Source organism: Thermodesulforhabdus norvegica (genome assembly GCF_900114975.1).
Lineage (GTDB): Bacteria > Desulfobacterota > Syntrophobacteria > Syntrophobacterales > Thermodesulforhabdaceae > Thermodesulforhabdus > Thermodesulforhabdus norvegica.
In genome coordinates, this window is record NZ_FOUU01000002.1 from 521,499 (window position 1) to 540,206 (window position 18,708).

Genomic DNA, 18,708 nt, shown 5'->3' on the forward strand with positions numbered 1-18,708 from the left:
CTCTTACGCTGCAGCCTACCTTAAAACCAGGACAGAGGTACGGCTGGTGCCGATAAAGTGTTCGATGGAGTCACGCTGAAAAAGGCGGTCCAGCAGCGATTTTTTCCCCATCCACAAGGCCAGCAGACCGTTCTGCACCCTCTCGGTTATAAACTTCTCAAAATCGTCAATCTCGGTGAAGCTACTCGATACATCAAGTCCCCTGTTTCTGTAATACCCGTAAATTTCGTCGAACCAGGCGTAAACATCGCGCTTGACCCCTCCACCTTTGGTCAAAGCTATTATATTCAGCTTTGCGTTGTGAATCACTGCCATTTGATTTACCAACTCGAGAGATTCCTGCGTTATGGTGCTTTCATCAAGACAGGCGTGAATTTCGTTAATCGGTTCTTTTTCCTTTACGAGCAACACGGAGCAGGGCAGTGTATTAACCAGCTTTCTGGGGAAAGCAGGATCGTCTTGCCATAGGCATTCAGGGCCGTAAGTGCAACCCAGCACAACCAGACTAACTCCTTCTTCGTCCACGGCAGAGAGAACTTCTGCTACGGGCTGGCCGAATCTGATCTTTACCCTCAGGTCCTTGAGCCTTCCCCGACAGACCTTGATCTGTTCGTAATGCCCTTCTTCAACACAAAACCACTCGTATCGGAAGTCGTTATCCCTGTATGGGCATTCTTCTGGCTTCCAGTGTTCCATGAAGCGTTGGCGATACCTTTCGAGGGCATCGATCAAGGGATGTTCAAAGCCGAGATCGAACAATCCGCCTTTGCATCCCCTTTTTGGAATTAACTGACGAGGCAATATCCCCAGCATCGTGACATCTGAGAAGGTATTCTCGGCCACATGGGTTAATTCGTCGAGCGCATACAAACTGTACTCATGCTGATCGGCCACGAAAAGTATTCTCATGGTAAACCCTCCTTTAAGACTAATGTTTTTCACAACGACCTGTACCCGGGCCAGCTGATGATTATTTCAGGGACAACCAGATACGAAGATCAGGTAATCGGGAATTCATCGTTAAAACGGCTGCTCTACGCACCGGTATCCTGTAAGGCTTCCTGCCGGAGCTTTTTTTCCGCTCTTCGAACGATTTCGTAAATTTCGCTGAGCTTGAAAGGCTTTGCAATAAAGTCAAATACACCTTTCTGGAAAGACTGCCTTGCCGTTTCCATGGTGGCAAATCCCGTGATCACTATTACTTGAGTGGCAGGCGATTTCTCCTTTACACGGGTAAGAAAGGTCATACCGTCTATGCCTTCCATTTTGAGGTCAGTAATAACAATGTCAAAATCTTTCTCCATAACCCGTTCCATGGCCTTGGAACTGTCCGTAAAAACCTCCACTTCGTATCCGTTTTTTTCCAGGTAAGGCTTAAGCCGCTTGCAGACTATTGGTTCATCGTCCAGAACCAGTATTGTAGTTTTTTGCCTGACATCCATGTTCGCCTCCTTTTACTTTCGTTAAACTGTGCAAAGTTTCAACAAACCTGTCGGCGTAGTGAAAAATCAGCGCATCCGAGTCCATCTGAGTATCCAGTTGACGGGTGTAGCCGATGAGAGCTCCCAGGATTTTCATGCGCTCGTACATCTGTGACCTGTTCAACTTCTTGACCCTACCGACTATCAGATCTCCTCTTACTTCAGTCACAAAGTCAAAGGTATCAAGAATGTGGCCAATACATCTGGCCCGTCGGGATTTACGCACATCGTCGGTGACTCCTCCTGCAAATCTGAAGTAAATGTAGTTGTCGTTCTGATTTTCGGTAATATAAGCGTCGACAATGTTGAAATGATAACCCAGGCGTAAGTTCAGGTTCATGTAATCCCTTGAGATCACAACGAGGTTTCTTCCTATCTGATCGGGGGCCGCCACATTGTAGGAGAAAGTTTTCGTAACGCTTGACATCAAACTGCCGAAATCCACTTCAACCGGTTCTGTGCTCCATATACCGGGTAGCAACAGACCTTCCAGCAGAGCACTTAGCGGAGTGCACGCTATGTCCCCGGGGCTTATTTTAGACGGCAAAGGCTGCGATTGGTGAAGTCCTCCGCCTATGTCGACGACAAAAAGACCAAGTGGAATGGGCAATACCAGCATCCTGGGTCTGGATCCCACCTCGTGAGGATAGGTCTCGCTTATTCTGATTATCTCATCGACTGCTTTTTCATGGACATATCTCGTTATGTCGTGATAAGTCCTGCAGCGTTGGGGAATGAAGTCGGAACTCTGGGGATCCAGCAGGGTCAGGGGGCTCATTTTCTTCAGTACCCTGCGCAGTAGCCTGTATTCATAGGATTCTTCAAATACCGTTTCCTCTGTCAGCTCCTGCAGGCATAGCTCGTTTATCACGCCCCTGAAGACCGCATTTTGAGTAGTATCTAAGGTTATCTCCATTCCGGTTTTCAGGACCTCGGTGGCACTTTCGGTCCCAACGAGCATTGGGATACGAAATTCCCTGGCAATGGTAGCCAGATGACCCGTTGGCGATCCGTAATCGGCAATTATACCTCTTATATGTCTGATCAATCTGGCAAGGCGGGGCGATGTATGTCGAACAACGAGAATTGAGCCGTGAGGGACTTGATCCATCTTATCCAGATCCTCCAGTACGAAAACCCTGCCTGCAGCCACACCCTGATGGACGATTGCTCCCTTGCCCGACATGATGACCGGTGCCGAAAGTAAAAGAGTCGCCAGGTCACAGCCGTTGGGTTTTTCCGGCTTACTTATTATCAGAGGTCGAGCCTGCAAGATGTATAAGCTGCCGTCTCGATCCAGAGCCCATTCAATGTCTTGGGGCCTTTTAAAGTAACGCTCTATAAGCATCCCCATATCGGCCAACCTGCTCAATTCAGGGGAATGAAGGCAGGGTTCATATTGTTGCTCCTCCGGTACATCTCTCCACTCAACGCCACCTTCATCAACCGCCACGAGCTGAGATTCCTTCTTGACTATTCTCATCGAGATGACCGAGTAGGGTGCCGTCCTGTCAACGGTGAACTCATCTGCACGGCCACGCCCTTCCACAACAGACGGCCCTAACCCCCATGAAGCACTGATACGCATAACCCCCTGAGCAGGGTTGAGAGGATCAAGGGTGTACAGTACGCCGCTACACCTGGGATAAATCATAACCTGACAGAGTACGGCAATGAGAGATTCATGTTCCTTAATCCCTTTTCGAAAACGGTATGTGAGGGCTTCATAGGAGTAAAGGCTGGAAAGTACATCAAAGTAAGCATCCAGAATTGCATTTTTCCTGACGTTCAGGACACTTCTGAGAATACCTGCGAAGCTATGTTGAGAATCTTCAAGCCAGGCACTGCTTCTAACGGCAAAAAAGGGCCTCGTTGTACCGGTTTTTTCGGTCACTTCGTTTACTGCCTTTTCTATTTCTCCACTCAAGCGCTTCGGTATCTTGGCGTCCATAATCAGATGCTTTAAGCGTTTTGTTCTCTCGAGCAACTTTCTTTCTTCGCCACGGTCGAACAGTTCTCGCAATTCCTGTACGATGCCGTCAATTTCAAGGCTTTCCGTGATTTCCTGGAATGCTTTTGTTGTGATAACGAAGCCTTCGGGTGTTGGGAGTGACAGGACATTCTTTATTTCTCCCAGATTGGCCGCTTTCCCGCCTGCTTCGTCGGCTGAATCCCTGGTTATGAGGTCCAGAGGCAGTACATAGGCGGTATGAGCTATGATTGGACGACCTGCCAGCTCTTCTTCGATTTCCCGGCGGATCCTTTCGTAGGCTTCATAAAGTGCATGGTATCGTCGCTCTCCGAGCAGGTTCAGGTTGTAAATGAGCTTGTAAACCTCATCGCCTACTGCCTCGCACATGGAAATTATATATTGCCGGTCGAAGACATATTCACCGCCCAGTTTTTCTCCCATGTCGGCAATGAGCTCCAGGATTCGGTTGTTCTGCTTCAAAATGGTGCGAAAGGTATCGAAAATAACCGCAAAAGGATAGGGCGGCCTCTTTTTTCTGACTCTGACCAGCCTGGACAGAAGCCTTTTTACTATGGTCATGGCCTGTACTACCCCACAGGGGCTTAAGGGTTAGTGTGATCCTCCTTTTCCGCCGAAAAGGAAGCCCATCAGGAGTCCTGCAAAAACCGCAATCACCGTAGCCAGAATCCCGTAAAGGGCAGAGTGGTTAAAGGCCAGAGCGGCCAGGATCGCCGGAAACCCCGTCAACCTGACCTCAATTGGTCGTTCAAGCACCTGCCCAACCTTGCCTTCTGACAGGACATAAACCTGGAGTTTGTAATGACCAGGGGCAAGCCTGGAAGGCAGATGAACTCTGGCGAAGAATTGCCTGTTTCCGCCGCTCGCCCCTCCAAAGCTTATCGTTCCCACATTTTCGCTATAAAGACCTTCACTTTTTTTCAGCTTGAGGAACTCGTTGAATAATAGCGAACGATCAACCTCCGATTCCGTTTCTATCGTTATTTTATCTCTGAGACTTTTCAAACCAAGCCGTTCCGCAAGCTCAGCACTTGACGCATAAACTATAACGGTGCCCGGAGCGCCCTTAAAAGTGACCGTGTCCATGTTCATCCATAAAAGTCCAAAGATTTTCCCTTTTCTTTTAAGATGGAACTCCTGTGGCGAACCTATGAATCTTACGGCAACATTGGCATCCTCGGGAACGTAACCCGATACGGCTATATAAGTGCCGTGATAAAAAGCATCTATATTGATTATTTCGGGCGTTACCGTGAAATTTTCCAGGGCTTGCACACTCCCCCCGAAAAGAAAGGGGAGAAAAATACACAGAAAGACGGCCTGTCTGATTTTTCGAACCATTTAGTGTCCTCCTTTGTAAGCAAGCATGATGTCCGGTGGCAGCAGAAGTCCCAGCAACATTTTCACCATCACGAGAAGAACGAGGATTGCAAGGAAGATCTTTAACTGCTCTCCCCTAAGGCGCTTACTTATTCGGGCGCCGAACTGTGCCCCCACCGTTGATCCCAGCAGGAGGAATAGAGCCAGCATAAAATCAACCGTATGATTGAGATAAGCCTGCATGATGGTAACGTTCACGCAGGTAAAAAGTATTTGAAACAGGCTTGTACCCACTACCACATGCATGGGCATCCTGAGCAGGTAAACCATGACCGGAACCATGATAAATCCACCACCAACGCCCATAATAGCTGCAAGGATTCCCACAAAGGTTCCGAGACCCAATGGAAGCAGGACTGAGTGTGTGACTCCTGATTTTTCAAAATGAACCTGCCAGGGTAACTTCCTGATCAGCTCAGCGTAACGGGATCTTGAGGGTTTTGAGGGGGTGGTGACCATGGACGGTGCAGGCTTTCTCATTGCTTTGAGACTGTCCTGAAACATATAGGTTCCGATAAATCCGAGCATAATGACGTAGGTTATCTTTATCAGAAAGTCGGCATTTCCCAGGTGACGTAATATTTTGATGACCTGCACTCCGAGGGTTCCACCCAGTATTCCGCCTATGAGAAGAAGAGATCCCATTTTGAAATCCACATTGCCGAGCCTGAAGTGGGCCAATGTGCCTGAGGTCGAAGCCCCAACTATCTGATTAGAATCGGAAGCGGCTGCGACCGTTGGGGGAATGCCGATCATAATAAGAAGAGGCGTCATTAAAAATCCGCCTCCCACTCCGAAAATCCCGGACAGCAACCCAACTATTAAGCCCAGACCCAGTACCAGAATAACATTGATGGCATTCCCGGCTATGGGTAAGTACATGTAAAGACCCATCGTTACACCTCTCAGGAAGATTTTATTGTTTCATTCTGGAACGCACAAATTCAACTCTACAGCCTGTAACACGCTGAACCTGCACGGCGGCAGACAGAATTTCTTCGTTTTCCACAAAAGGCCACACCACTGAATTCACGTTATGTTCCACAATGAAACGTATCACCTCCCTTCTAACGTCACCCCAGACAATAAAGTATTCGACGTTGATCCCGTTAAGGCGCTGCTCGTCAATTAAAGGCTCAATCCTGGACCGAATTTCCGATTCCAGAAGGCAATCTGAATCTTCCTGCAGAACCACAAGCACAAGCACCGCCGCCGATGTTCTGGCGGCAAACTCACAGGCCCTTACGAGAGTCTCCCTAAGAAGTTCTTTTCCGTTTATTACCGCAAGAATCCTGTCCTCCATCTCCGCTGCCTCCATTGGGGTGAAAATCAAGAATTGTTCCAGTGGGAATAACTTATTGCATTGACTGGGATTTCTTTAAAAGGTATTGAAGTTTTTGCCCTATGTGGGGTTCGCTTATGTTTCATAATGAAACCTATCAGCCCTCTTCGAGGTGATTTAAATGGGATCCTGTAATTCCAGAATCTTCGTAAGTGTGGATGATGGAGTCCGACTTGAAGCCTCCTTCCGTGTCGGATCTCCCCTGGAAGCCGTTCTAATATGCCACCCCCATCCACTTTACGGTGGAGACATGGACAACAATGTGGTGCTGGCGATAGAGGATGCCTTCCTGTCTTGTGGTTTTAGCACTCTGAGGTTCAATTTTCGTGGTGTGGGCATGAGTACGGGCGTGTATTCCGGAGGATCTGGGGAAGAGCTTGATGTTCTTGCCTGCTATAGATTCCTTAAGAACAGAGGAGTTGGGGAAATATGGGCTGCAGGATATTCTTTTGGAGCCTGGGTGCTTGCAAGGATAATGGATCGTGTGAAAGACTGGGCGGGGATGGTACTTGTGTCGCCCCCCGTCGATTTCATGGCGTTTCCGGGTTTTTCAGAACCCTCTTTTCCGACTCTGGTTCTTTTCGGATCAAAAGATCCCTACTGCTCACCCCCGTCTCTTGCAAAATGGATCGGGGATGTAACTGAAAATGTTGAAAAGCTCATGGTGGAAGGAGCAGACCACTTCTACGTCGGGCATGGTGGGTCTATTGCTGAGGCAATTAAGAAGTTCCTCGATGAGCATAAAAAAAGGAGAATCATTAACAAAGTCCGTTAGAACAGATCATTCCAACATTGGCTTTTTACAGGCTTGACAGACCTTTGCGCCTCTTTATACTCATGCCGCCAGTCTAAAATTTTGGAGATAAAAATGATGCGCATCAAACTGGAAGATATACCGAAAGAAGGTAAGCAGCTTGTTTTTTTATGGGGACAGGAATCAATCCAGTCATTCCTGGCTCCAAAAGATCCCCATGGAATTGCCATTCCCGATCCTCTGAGTGTGGAGATTTATCTGTTCAGGAAGGCTTCTCAGGTTCACGTTACGGGAAGTATTCGTGGGAAACTGAACATGGTGTGTCACCGCTGCCTTGAGTCCTTTTCCTTTCCTCTGGAAATATCTGTAGAAACTTTTCTACAGAGGAAGCCCACATATTTGAAAGAGGATGAAGTGGAGCTGAGCGAGGAGGACCTCCTGTGGGAATTTTTTGACGGCGACGAAATAGATGTGGATCTTCTCGTAGCCGAGGAAATATTTCTCAGCCTCCCTCAGGTGCTTCTCTGTAGCGAAGACTGTAAGGGTCTGTGTCCCGTGTGCGGGAAAAATTTGAATATCCAGACATGTTCGTGTAAAAGAATGGAGTTTTCGCCTTTCGAGACTTTGAAAGAACTGAGGGATTCTTTTTCGTCCTGAGATATTTTTTAGAACGGAAAGGAGATTATGCTATGGCGGTACCAAAAAGGAGAACATCCAGATCTAGAAGGAACAACAGGCGGTCTCATGATGCCATTTCTGCGCCGGCCCTTTATCTCTGTCCCAGGTGCAAGAGCCCCAAATTACCCCACAGGGTATGCCCGAACTGTGGAACTTATAGAGGTAGAGATGTGCTGAAGATTGAAGAAGAGTAGCTTTCTTCAACACCGGCTTTCGTTAAGGTGCGTATGGGTGTTGAGATTGGCCGTGTTTTAGTCTAATAGTTTTTTGTCTCCCGCCGTGGGTGATGGCGGAAGCTATTGTTAAAAAAACATCAAAGTTCCTTTAAGCCCGAGATGTCTTGTTTATTTCGGCAAGGGCTGTGATGAAATGTTTTGGCTTTGCGATGTGACCGACCTTCGCTTGAGTTCACGGGTTTTCGGGGTTTACGGGCCTTGAGGAGGCGGGAAGGTGGATTATTTTCTCACGGAAGAACAAAAAATTTTGCAGGAAATCGCTTACGAGGTAACGCGGGATTACATACGACCGGTCAGAGCAGAGCTGGATGAGGCGGAAGAGTTTCCCTGGGAGGTTTTAAAGGTTCTGGCGAAAACCGACCTTTTCGGCGTTTGTATTCCCGAAGAGTACGGTGGCCTTGGCGGCGGTATTTTCGAAAATTGCCTCGTTGTTGAACAGCTTGCCAGAGGCTGCATCGGCATAGCAACAAGCTTTGCGGCCAGCGGCCTGGGGGCCTATCCCATTTTGCTTTTCGGCAGCCATGAACTTAAAAAGAAATATCTTCCTGAAATCGCATCAGGGAAAAAGCTTGCCGCCTTTGCCCTGACTGAACCGGGTGCCGGCAGTGACGTTTCTGCCATAAGGACCCGGGCCGTTCGTGTAGGGGACGAATACATCATCACGGGAACGAAACAGTGGATTACCAACGGCGGGGAAGCGGACATATACTCCGTTTTTGCCGTAACCGACCCCACCAAAGGCCCGCGTGGTGCGAGCTGTTTTGTTGTGGAGAAAGGGGATCCTGGTTTTACCTTCGGTAAGAAAGAGAAGAAGTTAGGCATCAGGGCTTCTGCAACTCGGGAGCTTGTCTTCAACGAGTGCCGTATTCCAAAAGATCGGCTCATTGGCCGTGAGGGTATGGGGTTCATCATAGCTATGAAGACCTTCGACAAGTCCCGTCCGGGGATCGGTGCCCTGGGCCTGGGGCTTGCTCAGGAAGCCCTGGATATAGCGGTTGAATATGCCAGGAAACGAGTTCAGTTCGGAAAACCCATTGTATCCTTTCAGGCCATTCAGCATAAAATAGCCAACATGGCTACAAAGCTGGAAGCTGCCAGGGCTCTGATATATTCTGCAGCTCGATATCTGGATACCGATCCCAGGGATGCCAGCAAAATTGCGGCAATGTGCAAGGTCTTTGCCAGCGATGTTGCCGTCGAAGTTGCCCTCGAGGCCGTTCAGATTCTCGGCGGGTATGGTTACATGAGAGATTACCCGACGGAGAAATTGCTGAGGGATGCGAAAATACTTCAGATTTACGAAGGAACGAACGAAATACAGCGGAACATAATCGGACAGGAATTGAACAAAGAATACGGTCGCAAGAAAGAATCCCTGATTTAAAAGAAGGGTTGTGCCATGCATATAGTTGTGTGCATCAAACAGGTGCCGGAAACACAGAATGTGCGTATAGATCCGGAGACCAATACCCTCGTTCGCCAGGGTGTAGCTTCCATGTTGAATCCCTTCGACTACTTTGCCCTGGAAGCTGCCTTAAGGCTCAAAGATCACAACCCCGAAATTAGAATAACCGCCGTTACAATGGGCCCTCCTCAGGCAAAAGATGTGCTTATAGAGGCTCTTTCGAGAGGTGTCGATGATGCAGTGCTGTTGAGCCATAGGGCCTTTGCAGGTGCCGACACGTGGGCGACTTCCTATACTCTTGCGGCAGCCATAAGAAAACTGGGGCCGGTAGATCTGGTTATATGTGGGAAACAGGCCGTTGACGGCGATACCGCACAGGTCGGCCCGGAGCTGGCTACCATTCTGGATATTCCTTACGCAACCTGTGTGAAAGGTTTTGAACCCCTTGATGGAGGACATCTCAAGGTAGTCCGTCAGACCGATGAAGGCATGGCCGTCTGGAAGCTACCTTTACCCGCCCTGATTACCGTTCTCAAAGATGTTGGCAATCCCCGCCCGCGCTCCTATCGGGCAACCTTGAGGGCAAGAAGGTATGAAATCCCCGTATGGGGTCCTCAGGATCTCAATTTGAAGGAAGACGATGTGGGCCTCAGAGGGTCCTTTACGCAGGTTATAAGGGTTTTCAGTCCGGAGAGAAAAGGAGATCGAATTATCCTCGAAGGGTCGATTGAGCAACAGGTTGAACAGCTCTATGAATGGCTTAAAAGCAAGAGGATACCGGGGTTATGAAGGCTATAATCGATAAGCGGCGATGCACGGCCTGTGGCGAATGCGCTCAGGTCTGCCCTGTAGAAGCCATATCGGTTGGCGAGGAATATGCCGAAGTTTCGGATGATTGTACTCTTTGTGGCATCTGTGTTGATACGTGCCCGGAAGAGGCCATAAGCTTACCGGAGGTTGGAAAAGGGGCAAGAGAAGGTATTGACGAGTATCGAGGCATCTGGGTTTTTGCCGAATGGCGGCACGGAGAAATACATCGAGTGACCTATGAACTCCTCACGACGGGAAGGAAACTTGCCCGTAAAAAGGGAGTCCCACTGGGGGCGGTATTGCTCGGTTATCAATTAAAAGGCCTTGAAGAGAGGCTTTTCGAATATGGTGCCGAAATAGTCTATGTGGTTGATCATCCGGAGTTGCAGTACTTCAGAGACGATGTGTACGGTAACGTGCTGGCAGAACTGGTAAGGCGCTACAAACCCGAGATTCTCCTTGCCGGTGGTACTTCAACGGGTCGCTCCTTCATTCCCAGAGTAGCGGCCTTGCTGAAAACAGGCCTGACCGCCGACTGTACGGAACTTGACATTAACGACGAGGGACTGCTTGTACAAACCCGCCCCGCCTTCGGTGGTAACATAATGGCGTCAATACTCTGTCCCAATACCCGTCCGCAGATTGCAACAGTGCGCCCCAAGGTTATGAAGGCAGAAAGAGCATCCGAAGTGGCGAAAGGTGTTGTGGAATCGGTTGAACTTCCGGGAGAATTTTTCAAATCCCGTATTGAAGTACTGGAGGAACGGGTTTTGAAAGGCCCCTCGGCATCTCTTGTGGAGTCAGATGTGGTAATTTCAGGAGGCCGTGGTTTGCGGCGCAAGGAAAACTTTAACATGCTCTACGAACTGGCGGAGCTACTTAACGGGGCTGTTGGGGCAAGTCGAGGAGCCGTAGAAGCTGGTTTCGCCGATCCGTCACAGCAGGTTGGGCAGACCGGCCGCACCGTTGCCCCCATACTGTACATGGCCGTTGGTATTTCCGGAGCGATACAGCATATTGTGGGTATGCAGGGATCTCAGGTGATAGTGGCTGTAAACAAAGACCCCGAAGCTCCGATCTTTGAAGTATGTCATTGCGGCGTCGTGGCCGATTTGTTCGAATTCGTTCCGGCCTTTATCAAAAAGATAAAGAAGGAGCGGGGAGAGGAGGCGTAAGGAATAATGAGCGAGACCCGTGTTGCTGTGGTTACGGGAGGAAGCCGGGGGATTGGCAGAGCCGTGGCGCTTGGTCTTGCAAAGGCGGGAATGGATGTCGTCATAAACTTTAGAAGCAATAAGGACAGGGCGAAAGAGGTAGCCGGGGAAATCGAAAAAATAGGTCGAAAAGCCTATTTGTTTCCCTTTGATGTCTCAAAGGAAGAGGAAGTAAAAGAAGGTTTCAGGGCAATCCTGGAACAGTGCGGGCGGGTTGATGTCCTCGTGAATAATGCCGGCATTACGGCCGACAATTTGACGGTGTTAATGAAGCCCGATGAATGGCACGCCGTAATAAGAACCAACTTGAACAGTGTGTTTTTCTGTTCTCAGGCCGTCATTAAGCCCATGCTCAGAAAAAAATGGGGAAGGATTATCAACATAACCTCGGTTATAGGATTTATCGGAAATGCCGGACAGGCAAATTATGCCGCAGCGAAGGCCGGCATAGTTGGGTTTACCAAATCTCTGGCCAGAGAACTTGCATCCAGGAATATAACGGTAAATGCCGTTGCTCCCGGTTACATAGAAACGGACATGACGGCGGAGCTACCGGATGATATGAAAAAAAATCTACTTTCTCAAATCCCCATGGGGCGAACCGGAACGCCCGAAGACGTTGCAGCAGCGGTCAGGTTTCTTGCATCCGATGAAGCGGCTTACATAACAGGACAGGTGATCCACGTTAACGGTGGAATGTTCATGTAACAGGGGGAAGAACCGGTGATGGTTAAGAGGAGGGAACCCAGAAGGGTTGTGGTCACGGGAATAGGGCTTGTTACGCCCCTTGGTATAGGCGTGGAAGAAAACTGGCAGGCTCTCGTTGCCGGACGTTCTGGTATAGGGCCTATTACGCGGTTTGACGCCAGCGATTTTGCTACGAAATTCGCGGGTGAAGTTAAGAATTTCAGAGGAGAGGATTTCATTCCGAAGAAAAACCTGAAAAACATGGACATTTTTTTGCAATATTCTCTGGCAGCCGCCCGCCTTGCAGCAGAAGATGCCAATATATCCATATCCGATGAGCTGTCCCCCAGAGTTGGGGTTATAATGGGATGTGGCCTTGGAGGTCTCACCACCATAGAAGAGACCCACAAGATTATGCTGGAAAAAGGGCCCCGGAGGATCAGCCCTTTCTTCATCCCGATGCTTATAGGGAATATGGCTCCCGGTCTGATTTCCATTCAACATAATGCAAAAGGACCCAATCTTTCCATCCAGACTGCCTGTGCCGCAGGTACTCATGCAGTTGGTCTTGCCTTTCACATGATCCGGGACGGTATAATCGATGTTGCCTTTACAGGAGGAGTAGAATCCACCATTACGCCCATGTGTGTGGCTGGATTCAATGCTATGAGGGCTCTGTCCACGAGAAACGATGCCCCGGAAAAGGCATCAAGACCATTCGATCGTGAACGGGATGGATTTGTCCTGGGTGAAGGGGCTGCCGTGCTGATTCTGGAAACACGGGAACGGGCTCTTGAGCGTGGAGCAAGGATTTATGCCGAAATCTGCGGCTTCGGGCTTACGGGAGATGCCTATCACATGACGGCTCCGGCTCCTGAAGGAGAAGGAGCGGCAAGGTGCATGAAAATGGCTCTGGACGATGCGGGAATAGACCCGGAAAGCGTTGACTACATAAATGCCCACGGCACCTCTACCGATCTTAACGATAAGTATGAAACCATGGCAATTAAGACGGTTTTTGGAGAACATGCCTACCGGCTGGCAGTGAGCTCCACCAAGTCCATGACGGGACACCTGCTGGGCGGAGCCGGAGGCGTCGAAGCAGCATACACGGCCCTCACCATTAAAAACAAAATCATTCCTCCCACCATAAATTACGAATATCCCGACCCGGAATGCGATCTTGACTATGTTCCCAATGTGGCACGAAAAGCCGACGTGAAGGTTGCCATTTCCAATTCCTTCGGCTTCGGTGGTACCAACGCTACCATCGTCATGAAAGAATTCTCTGAGGGCTGATTGCCCGTAGGGAGGGAACATTACCGTATGAAAATAGCCCTGGGTTCGGATCATGCTGGATTCGGTCTTAAAGAGAGAATCAAGGCCTGCTTGACGGAGCAGGGCCATGAAGTTCTGGATGTGGGGACTTTTTCAAGAGACCCCGTGGATTACCCGGAATTCGCATTTAAGGTGGCAAAAAAGATTATCGAAGGAGCCGCCGAGCGGGGAATCCTGGTATGCGGAAGCGGTATCGGTATGTGTATGGCGGCAAACCGTATAAAAGGCATTCGAGCTGTGAACGCCATAGAACCGTTTACTGCGGCAATGAGCAGGAGACATAACAATTCCAATGTCTTATGTCTGGGAGAGCGCTTTACGGGAGAAGATATGGCTCTGGAGATAGTTAGGGTCTGGATGCAGGAATCCTTTGAAGGCCATCGCCATGAAAGGCGAATTAGGCTACTTGATGATTACAATTTATGATTACAATTTGTAAACTTTCAGAATAGTGGTATAAAGCTGATTTTTGAACGAACTTACTTCTGTAATGGAGCGAAATTACGGATGAATTCTTTGGCGGTTATCGATCCCGAAATTTATGAGGTGCTGAAGAAAGAGGAAGAGCGCCAGAGGTCGAAGCTCGAACTAATTGCGAGTGAGAACTTTGTTAGCAGTGCCGTAAGGGAAGCTCAGGGTTCTGTTCTTACCAACAAATATGCGGAAGGCTATCCCGGACGCCGATATTACGGCGGATGCGAGTTCGTGGACATAGCTGAAACCCTTGCCATCGAAAGGGCCAAGAAGCTGTTCGGAGCCGAATACGCCAATGTTCAGCCCCATTCGGGTTCTCAGGCAAACATGGCCGTTTATTTCGCTCTGCTCAAGCCGGGTGACACCATCATGGGTATGGACCTGAGCCAGGGAGGACATCTCACCCACGGGAGCCCTGTAAGCTTTTCCGGTAGGCTCTATCGCGTGGTTTCTTACGGTGTAAGACCCGATACTGAGACGATAGACTATGATACGCTGGAAAAACTGGCTCTGGAGCATAAGCCGAGGCTTATAATAGCGGGAGCCAGTGCATATCCCCGAATTATAGATTTCGAAGCCTTCCGTTCCGTGTGTGATAGAGTAGGTGCATATCTCATGGTGGATATGGCCCACATTGCCGGTCTGGTTTCTGCAGGACTCCATCCAAATCCCGTACCTTACGCCGATGTGGTTACATCAACGACCCATAAAACCCTTCGGGGGCCTCGCGGTGGATTGATCCTTTCTCACGAAAGGTACGCCAGGCTTCTCGACAGCCAGCTCTTTCCCGGTATCCAGGGTGGTCCTCTTATGCACGTAATCGCGGCAAAGGCCGTCGCGTTTAAAGAAGCAATGACCCCGGAGTTCAAAGAATACCAGCGGAGGATTCTTGAAAACAGCAGAGCTCTTGCCGCGGCACTCGTTGATAAGGGCTATCGCCTTGTTTCGGGCGGCACGGATAATCATCTGATTTTAATAGACCTGCGAAATAAAGGGATTACTGGAAAAGAGGCCGAAGAAATTCTCGACCGTGCAGGGATAACTGTAAATAAAAATTCCATACCCTTCGATCCTCAGAAGCCCGGTGTAACCAGCGGAATCAGAATTGGTACCCCGGCCGTAACGACACGGGGCATGGGACCGGAAGAAATGAAAGAAGTTGCATCGCTGATCGATGAGGCTCTAATGTTCCGTAACGACGAGGTTCGTATTGTCAGAATAAGGCAAAAGGTGAAAGAGCTCTGTGAGGCATTCCCACTTCATAAGTCCGTTACAGGGAACTCTGAGTAGTTAGGCTTTGCGTTGTGCCTGGGCGAATAACCTCAAGTTCAATAAGGGTCTGAATTGTTTCTGCAAGAGGTAATCCCACAACATTTGTATAGGATCCCCTTACGGTTCTTACAAAGCCCGAGGCCATCCCCTGAATGCCATATCCACCGGCTTTGTCAAAGGGCTCTCCTGTGAGCACGTATGCGTCTATTTCTTCCCCGGATATTTTGCGGAATTCCACTTCGGTACAGCATGACCATGTGCGCATCTCGAGTTTTCTCGATTTTACGGCTACACATACTCCCGTCCAGACCTGGTGAACCGAACCGCTAAGGCTGGAAAGCATCGCCCTGGCTTCTCCTGCATCAGCCGGTTTGCCCAGGAGTTTTCCCTCTAACGTAACGACAGTGTCGGCGGCCAACACGGCAACCCGTGGCAATGTTGTACGGTCAATGACCCATTGGGCCTTTGCCCTCGCCAGGGACTCAACAATCCTGGATGGGTTGTCGATATCTTTTAAAAAACCTTCTTCCTCCACGGGACTCGGGATTACCTTAGGCACTATTCCCACCTGTTCGAGCAGGAGCTTTCGGCGAGGGGATGCGGAAGCCAGAATAATGGGCATAGTGTTAATGTACATGTTTACTTCTCCGAACGAATCCCTAATTTGAAGACATCCATGGCATTTTCGGTTGTTATGTGCGCCACCTTCTCGAAGTCTTCCTTGCGCAATTCCGCTATCTTGCGTGCCGTGTGAACTACATAGGCAGGTTCGTTGACCTTACCTCTAAAGGGCGCAGGTGTAAGAAAAGGAGCGTCTGTTTCCACAAGAAGCCTCTCCAGAGGGGCCTTTTTTACGACCTCCTGAAGGGCTACAGCCTTGGGGTAGGTGACCACGCCCGGGATTGATAAATACAACCCCATGTCAAGGCATCTGCGAGCAACGGGCCAATCTCCGGAAAAGCAGTGCACTATTCCCGCTTTTATCCTTCCTGTGTAAGGGCGCAGAATCTCGAAAAACTTTTGAAAGGCTTCTCTGATGTGAAAAACTACGGGTTTCCCGGCTGCTACGGCTATGTCGAGTTGCTGGCCGAAACAGCGGATTTGATCATCTCGAGGGCTGTAATTTCTGTAAAAGTCAAGACCCGTTTCACCAAGGGCTACTACACGGGGTTTTTCAAGTAACGCCACAAGCTGTTCCTGTTCCTCCTGTGACAGGTCGTGGGCACCGTGAGGATGGATTCCAGCGGTGGCTGAAACAAAGGAATGGGTTTCGGCAATGTCCGCTGCCCGGTGACTGCTCTCCAGGTTGATCCCCACCGTTACTATGTGAATTAGGTTATTTTTTTTCGCACGATCTAAAACATCGGTTAGCTGTGGAAACAGCTCGGGCATATCCAGGTGTGCATGAGTGTCTATTAGGTACATGACATAGCCTCCAGGTACTCGACTTTAAGCTTGATCTATGAGAAAGGTTTCTTTTATAAGAAATCCAGATGGTTTGGCAATATAGTCTTTAAGTCCCTGAGTTTTCACGGTGCATGATGGGAGTTGAGGCGATGGAAAATATGGAGGAATCCCTTGCCGTACTGGAAGAACTCATCGAGTTTCTGGAAACCCAGCCCGTATTTGATAAGCTTGCCGATGGAGGTTGCGGCTATGTAGACCCTCATCGTTCTGATGTGTTTGAAGATATTTTGAAACGTGCTCGGGAAAGCCTGGAAGAGCTGAAGAAATTGGTCGTTAAATAGAACTTGGGGATGGCAAATGACGAGGAAGGTCTTTTTTGGGATACTCGTTGTGTTATCTTTTTGTCTCATCGGTAACACTTCATGGGCGGCTTTAAACTTCCGATATCCCGATCGGATTGAATATATCAAAAACTACTATGATTCCCACAGAACTCTCACCAGGACTGTGAAGAGGGGAGACACTCTCTGGACGATTTTCAAAGAACTTGGAATACTAAAAAAGAATATCTCCTGCCTTGAACGGCTACAGGATTTTTATTCCCCTAAACCGGGTGATTGCCTGAAAATTGTTGTTCAAGAAAAGACCGCCCTGGTGGACAGGGTGGAGTTGCTGAGCGGTGGTAATGTGTACCTCTTTGGTAAAAGTGCCGGTAAGTGGACCTTTTACGACATTAATTATCCGGTTCTGAAAATCCGCGAAGTTGTCTCTGGTGTTATCGATGAAAATATGTACACGGCGGGGATAAAGGCGGGTTTGCATCCCGGTGTGATTCTTGATCTGTCAGATATTTTCTCCTCTGACGTGGATTTCAACACGGATCTCAGAAGGGGAGATATCTTCGTAATACTCCTCGAAAAAGAGGTTCGTAATGGCAGGGAACGCGACTCAAGGATACTGGCTGCCAGGATGGTTGTTCAAGGGGAAAGCTTTGAAGCATTTTATTTTAATGTTCCGGGAAAGGGAGAAGGCTATTACGACAGGAATGGTAATTCAAAGGAACGCTTTTTTCTGAAAGCCCCGTTGCAGTATCGTCGTATTTCTTCTTATTTTACTGCCAGGCGCTTCCATCCAATACTTAAGATATACCGACCTCATTACGGAATTGATTATGCGGCTCCTGCGGGTACCCCGGTAAGCGCTTTGGGAGACGGGGTGGTAACCTTCGCAGGGTGGAAGGGTGGATACGGAAAGTACGTAGAAATAAGGCATGGTCATGGCTACAAAACAACCTATGGGCATCTTTCCAGATTTGCCAGAGGAATCAGGGCGGGGAAAAAGGTAAAAAGAGGTGAGTTGATAGGATATGTTGGTTCTACGGGATTGGCCACGGGGCCACATCTCGATTTTCGGTTTTATGTGAATGGAAAACCTGTAAATTTCCTGAAAACAAAGTGGCCTCATGTAACTTCAGTCCCCAGGTCCCATATGGCGAGGTTCAGAAGCTTATGCGATGAATATGTAAAGCTTATGGACGATGAGTATGTAAAGGCACTGGCCCTTGCCAGGGCTCACAATGGATCTTCGAAAAAATAATTTTTTTGCAAAAAACGCTTGACCTGGCCAGAGGGGATCTGGTAGATAGGCGTTCGCTTTTTTGGTGATGTGAGTTGTTTGAGTTGGTTGACATGGTGTTTGTGGTTTGTTATAGATAGGATGGGTTTTGGAAGGGTTCGATCTTTGAAAACTGGATAGCGGCACTGAGCGGGTGAGAGGAATTGAGGTAGTGTAGTGGTTTAACTGGAGAGTTTGATCCTGGCTCAGAGTGAACGCTGGCGGCGTGCCTAACACATGCAAGTCGCACGAGAAAGGCTGGGTGAAAGCTTGGCCGAGTAAAGTGGCGCACGGGTGAGTAACGCGTGAGTGACCTACCCTGGTGTCTGGGATAACCCTGCGAAAGTGGGGCTAATACCGGATGAGCCTACCTGGAGGTGATCTGGGTAGGGAAAGGGGGCCTCTCGGAGAAGCTCCTGCACTGGGATGGGCTCGCGTCCTATCAGCTAGTTGGTGGGGTAATGGCCTACCAAGGCTACGACGGGTAGCCGGCCTGAGAGGGTGGTCGGCCACACTGGCACTGGAACACGGGCCAGACTCCTACGGGAGGCAGCAGTGAGGGATATTGCGCAATGGCCGCAAGGCTGACGCAGCGACGCCGCGTGGGTGAGGAAGGCCTTCGGGTT

The 18,708-nt window shown here is 49.2% G+C and carries 20 protein-coding genes and 1 rRNA gene; 13 read left to right on the forward strand and 8 right to left on the reverse strand.

Features of this window, described 5'->3' with window-relative positions; genetic code table 11:
• Positions 1-15: 15 nt before the first annotated feature.
• From BM091_RS06005 to BM091_RS06030, 6 genes are all read right to left on the reverse strand, one after another.
• Positions 16-909 carry a universal stress protein gene (locus BM091_RS06005; RefSeq protein WP_093394224.1) on the reverse strand — a complete coding sequence of 298 codons (894 nt, stop codon included), beginning with the start codon at positions 907-909 and terminating at the stop codon, positions 16-18.
• 125 nt (positions 910-1,034) lie between these two features.
• Entirely contained in the window at positions 1,035-1,442 is a 408-nt protein-coding gene (locus tag BM091_RS06010) for a response regulator (RefSeq protein ID WP_093394225.1), read from the reverse strand.
• Positions 1,399-4,032: a PEP/pyruvate-binding domain-containing protein gene (locus BM091_RS06015; RefSeq protein WP_093394227.1), complete on the reverse strand. Its 2,634-nt coding sequence runs from the start codon at positions 4,030-4,032 to the stop codon at positions 1,399-1,401. The genes BM091_RS06010 and BM091_RS06015 overlap by 44 nt, the downstream gene beginning before the upstream one ends.
• Before the next feature lie 30 nt (positions 4,033-4,062).
• Positions 4,063-4,812: a TIGR02186 family protein gene (locus BM091_RS06020; protein WP_093394229.1), complete on the reverse strand. Its 750-nt coding sequence runs from the start codon at positions 4,810-4,812 to the stop codon at positions 4,063-4,065.
• Positions 4,813-5,745 (reverse strand): sulfite exporter TauE/SafE family protein, encoded by a 933-nt coding sequence (locus BM091_RS06025; RefSeq protein WP_093394230.1) that lies wholly within the window; start codon positions 5,743-5,745, stop codon positions 4,813-4,815.
• 22 nt (positions 5,746-5,767) lie between these two features.
• Complete coding sequence (locus tag BM091_RS06030; protein ID WP_093394232.1) at positions 5,768-6,154, reverse strand: universal stress protein; 387 nt, start codon at positions 6,152-6,154, stop codon at positions 5,768-5,770.
• A 160-nt stretch (positions 6,155-6,314) separates the two neighbouring features.
• On the opposite strand from BM091_RS06030, the gene BM091_RS06035 reads away from it, so the two are divergent.
• From BM091_RS06035 to BM091_RS06080, 10 genes are all read left to right on the forward strand, one after another.
• Positions 6,315-6,968 carry an alpha/beta hydrolase gene (locus BM091_RS06035; RefSeq protein WP_093394233.1) on the forward strand — a complete coding sequence of 218 codons (654 nt, stop codon included), beginning with the start codon at positions 6,315-6,317 and terminating at the stop codon, positions 6,966-6,968.
• A gap of 93 nt (positions 6,969-7,061) precedes the next feature.
• On the forward strand, positions 7,062-7,604 hold the full coding sequence (locus tag BM091_RS06040) for a YceD family protein (protein ID WP_093394235.1): 543 nt from the start codon (positions 7,062-7,064) through the stop codon (positions 7,602-7,604).
• 32 nt (positions 7,605-7,636) lie between these two features.
• Entirely contained in the window at positions 7,637-7,819 is a 183-nt protein-coding gene (gene rpmF, locus BM091_RS06045) for a 50S ribosomal protein L32 (protein WP_093394236.1), read from the forward strand.
• Positions 7,820-8,075: 256 nt separating this feature from the next.
• Entirely contained in the window at positions 8,076-9,245 is a 1,170-nt protein-coding gene (locus tag BM091_RS06050) for an acyl-CoA dehydrogenase family protein (RefSeq protein WP_093394238.1), read from the forward strand.
• Between the two features lie 15 nt (positions 9,246-9,260).
• On the forward strand, positions 9,261-10,055 hold the full coding sequence (locus tag BM091_RS06055; protein ID WP_093394239.1) for an electron transfer flavoprotein subunit beta/FixA family protein: 795 nt from the start codon (positions 9,261-9,263) through the stop codon (positions 10,053-10,055).
• Complete coding sequence (locus BM091_RS06060; protein WP_093394241.1) at positions 10,052-11,251, forward strand: electron transfer flavoprotein subunit alpha; 1,200 nt, start codon at positions 10,052-10,054, stop codon at positions 11,249-11,251. Before BM091_RS06055 ends, BM091_RS06060 begins: the two co-directional genes overlap by 4 nt.
• A 6-nt stretch (positions 11,252-11,257) precedes the next feature.
• Positions 11,258-11,998 (forward strand): 3-oxoacyl-[acyl-carrier-protein] reductase, encoded by a 741-nt coding sequence (gene fabG, locus BM091_RS06065; protein ID WP_093394242.1) that lies wholly within the window; start codon positions 11,258-11,260, stop codon positions 11,996-11,998.
• 18 nt (positions 11,999-12,016) lie between these two features.
• On the forward strand, positions 12,017-13,276 hold the full coding sequence (gene fabF / locus BM091_RS06070) for a beta-ketoacyl-ACP synthase II (RefSeq protein ID WP_093394244.1): 1,260 nt from the start codon (positions 12,017-12,019) through the stop codon (positions 13,274-13,276).
• Positions 13,277-13,303: 27 nt separating this feature from the next.
• Positions 13,304-13,741 (forward strand): ribose 5-phosphate isomerase B, encoded by a 438-nt coding sequence (rpiB, locus tag BM091_RS06075; protein WP_093394245.1) that lies wholly within the window; start codon positions 13,304-13,306, stop codon positions 13,739-13,741.
• A gap of 81 nt (positions 13,742-13,822) precedes the next feature.
• On the forward strand, positions 13,823-15,079 hold the full coding sequence (locus tag BM091_RS06080; protein WP_093394247.1) for a serine hydroxymethyltransferase: 1,257 nt from the start codon (positions 13,823-13,825) through the stop codon (positions 15,077-15,079).
• Here the strand turns inward: BM091_RS06080 and BM091_RS06085 are convergent.
• Together BM091_RS06085 and BM091_RS06090 are read right to left on the reverse strand one after the other, a co-directional pair.
• Positions 15,060-15,698 (reverse strand): Maf family protein, encoded by a 639-nt coding sequence (locus tag BM091_RS06085; RefSeq protein WP_218148817.1) that lies wholly within the window; start codon positions 15,696-15,698, stop codon positions 15,060-15,062. The genes BM091_RS06080 and BM091_RS06085 overlap by 20 nt on opposite strands.
• Positions 15,699-15,700: 2 nt before the next feature.
• A complete protein-coding gene (locus BM091_RS06090) occupies positions 15,701-16,486 on the reverse strand; it encodes a TatD family hydrolase (protein ID WP_093394249.1) in 786 nt (261 codons plus the stop codon).
• A gap of 131 nt (positions 16,487-16,617) precedes the next feature.
• Between BM091_RS06090 and BM091_RS06095 the strand changes: the two genes are divergently transcribed.
• From BM091_RS06095 to BM091_RS06105, 3 genes are all read left to right on the forward strand, one after another.
• Complete coding sequence (locus BM091_RS06095; protein ID WP_093394250.1) at positions 16,618-16,809, forward strand: hypothetical protein; 192 nt, start codon at positions 16,618-16,620, stop codon at positions 16,807-16,809.
• Between the two features lie 16 nt (positions 16,810-16,825).
• Positions 16,826-18,064 (forward strand): peptidoglycan DD-metalloendopeptidase family protein, encoded by a 1,239-nt coding sequence (locus BM091_RS06100; RefSeq protein ID WP_093394252.1) that lies wholly within the window; start codon positions 16,826-16,828, stop codon positions 18,062-18,064.
• Positions 18,065-18,265: 201 nt separating this feature from the next.
• Positions 18,266-18,708, forward strand: a 16S ribosomal RNA gene (locus BM091_RS06105); the annotation flags it as partial.

Excerpts from the sequence above, each read along its gene's own strand:
- BM091_RS06005 (WP_093394224.1), bottom strand. The coding sequence starts at position 909 with ATGAGAATACTTTTCGTGGCCGATCAGCATGAGTACAGTTTGTATGCG.
- BM091_RS06010 (WP_093394225.1), bottom strand. The coding sequence starts at position 1,442 with ATGGATGTCAGGCAAAAAACTACAATACTGGTTCTGGACGATGAACCA.
- BM091_RS06015 (WP_093394227.1), bottom strand. The coding sequence starts at position 4,032 with ATGACCATAGTAAAAAGGCTTCTGTCCAGGCTGGTCAGAGTCAGAAAA.
- BM091_RS06020 (WP_093394229.1), bottom strand. The coding sequence starts at position 4,812 with ATGGTTCGAAAAATCAGACAGGCCGTCTTTCTGTGTATTTTTCTCCCC.
- BM091_RS06025 (WP_093394230.1), bottom strand. The coding sequence starts at position 5,745 with ATGGGTCTTTACATGTACTTACCCATAGCCGGGAATGCCATCAATGTT.
- BM091_RS06030 (WP_093394232.1), bottom strand. The coding sequence starts at position 6,154 with ATGGAGGACAGGATTCTTGCGGTAATAAACGGAAAAGAACTTCTTAGG.
- BM091_RS06035 (WP_093394233.1), top strand. The coding sequence starts at position 6,315 with ATGGGATCCTGTAATTCCAGAATCTTCGTAAGTGTGGATGATGGAGTC.
- BM091_RS06040 (WP_093394235.1), top strand. The coding sequence starts at position 7,062 with ATGATGCGCATCAAACTGGAAGATATACCGAAAGAAGGTAAGCAGCTT.
- rpmF (WP_093394236.1), top strand. The coding sequence starts at position 7,637 with ATGGCGGTACCAAAAAGGAGAACATCCAGATCTAGAAGGAACAACAGG.
- BM091_RS06055 (WP_093394239.1), top strand. The coding sequence starts at position 9,261 with ATGCATATAGTTGTGTGCATCAAACAGGTGCCGGAAACACAGAATGTG.
- BM091_RS06060 (WP_093394241.1), top strand. The coding sequence starts at position 10,052 with ATGAAGGCTATAATCGATAAGCGGCGATGCACGGCCTGTGGCGAATGC.
- fabG (WP_093394242.1), top strand. The coding sequence starts at position 11,258 with ATGAGCGAGACCCGTGTTGCTGTGGTTACGGGAGGAAGCCGGGGGATT.
- fabF (WP_093394244.1), top strand. The coding sequence starts at position 12,017 with ATGGTTAAGAGGAGGGAACCCAGAAGGGTTGTGGTCACGGGAATAGGG.
- rpiB (WP_093394245.1), top strand. The coding sequence starts at position 13,304 with ATGAAAATAGCCCTGGGTTCGGATCATGCTGGATTCGGTCTTAAAGAG.
- BM091_RS06080 (WP_093394247.1), top strand. The coding sequence starts at position 13,823 with ATGAATTCTTTGGCGGTTATCGATCCCGAAATTTATGAGGTGCTGAAG.
- BM091_RS06085 (WP_218148817.1), bottom strand. The coding sequence starts at position 15,698 with ATGTACATTAACACTATGCCCATTATTCTGGCTTCCGCATCCCCTCGC.
- BM091_RS06090 (WP_093394249.1), bottom strand. The coding sequence starts at position 16,486 with ATGTACCTAATAGACACTCATGCACACCTGGATATGCCCGAGCTGTTT.
- BM091_RS06095 (WP_093394250.1), top strand. The coding sequence starts at position 16,618 with ATGGAAAATATGGAGGAATCCCTTGCCGTACTGGAAGAACTCATCGAG.
- BM091_RS06100 (WP_093394252.1), top strand. The coding sequence starts at position 16,826 with ATGACGAGGAAGGTCTTTTTTGGGATACTCGTTGTGTTATCTTTTTGT.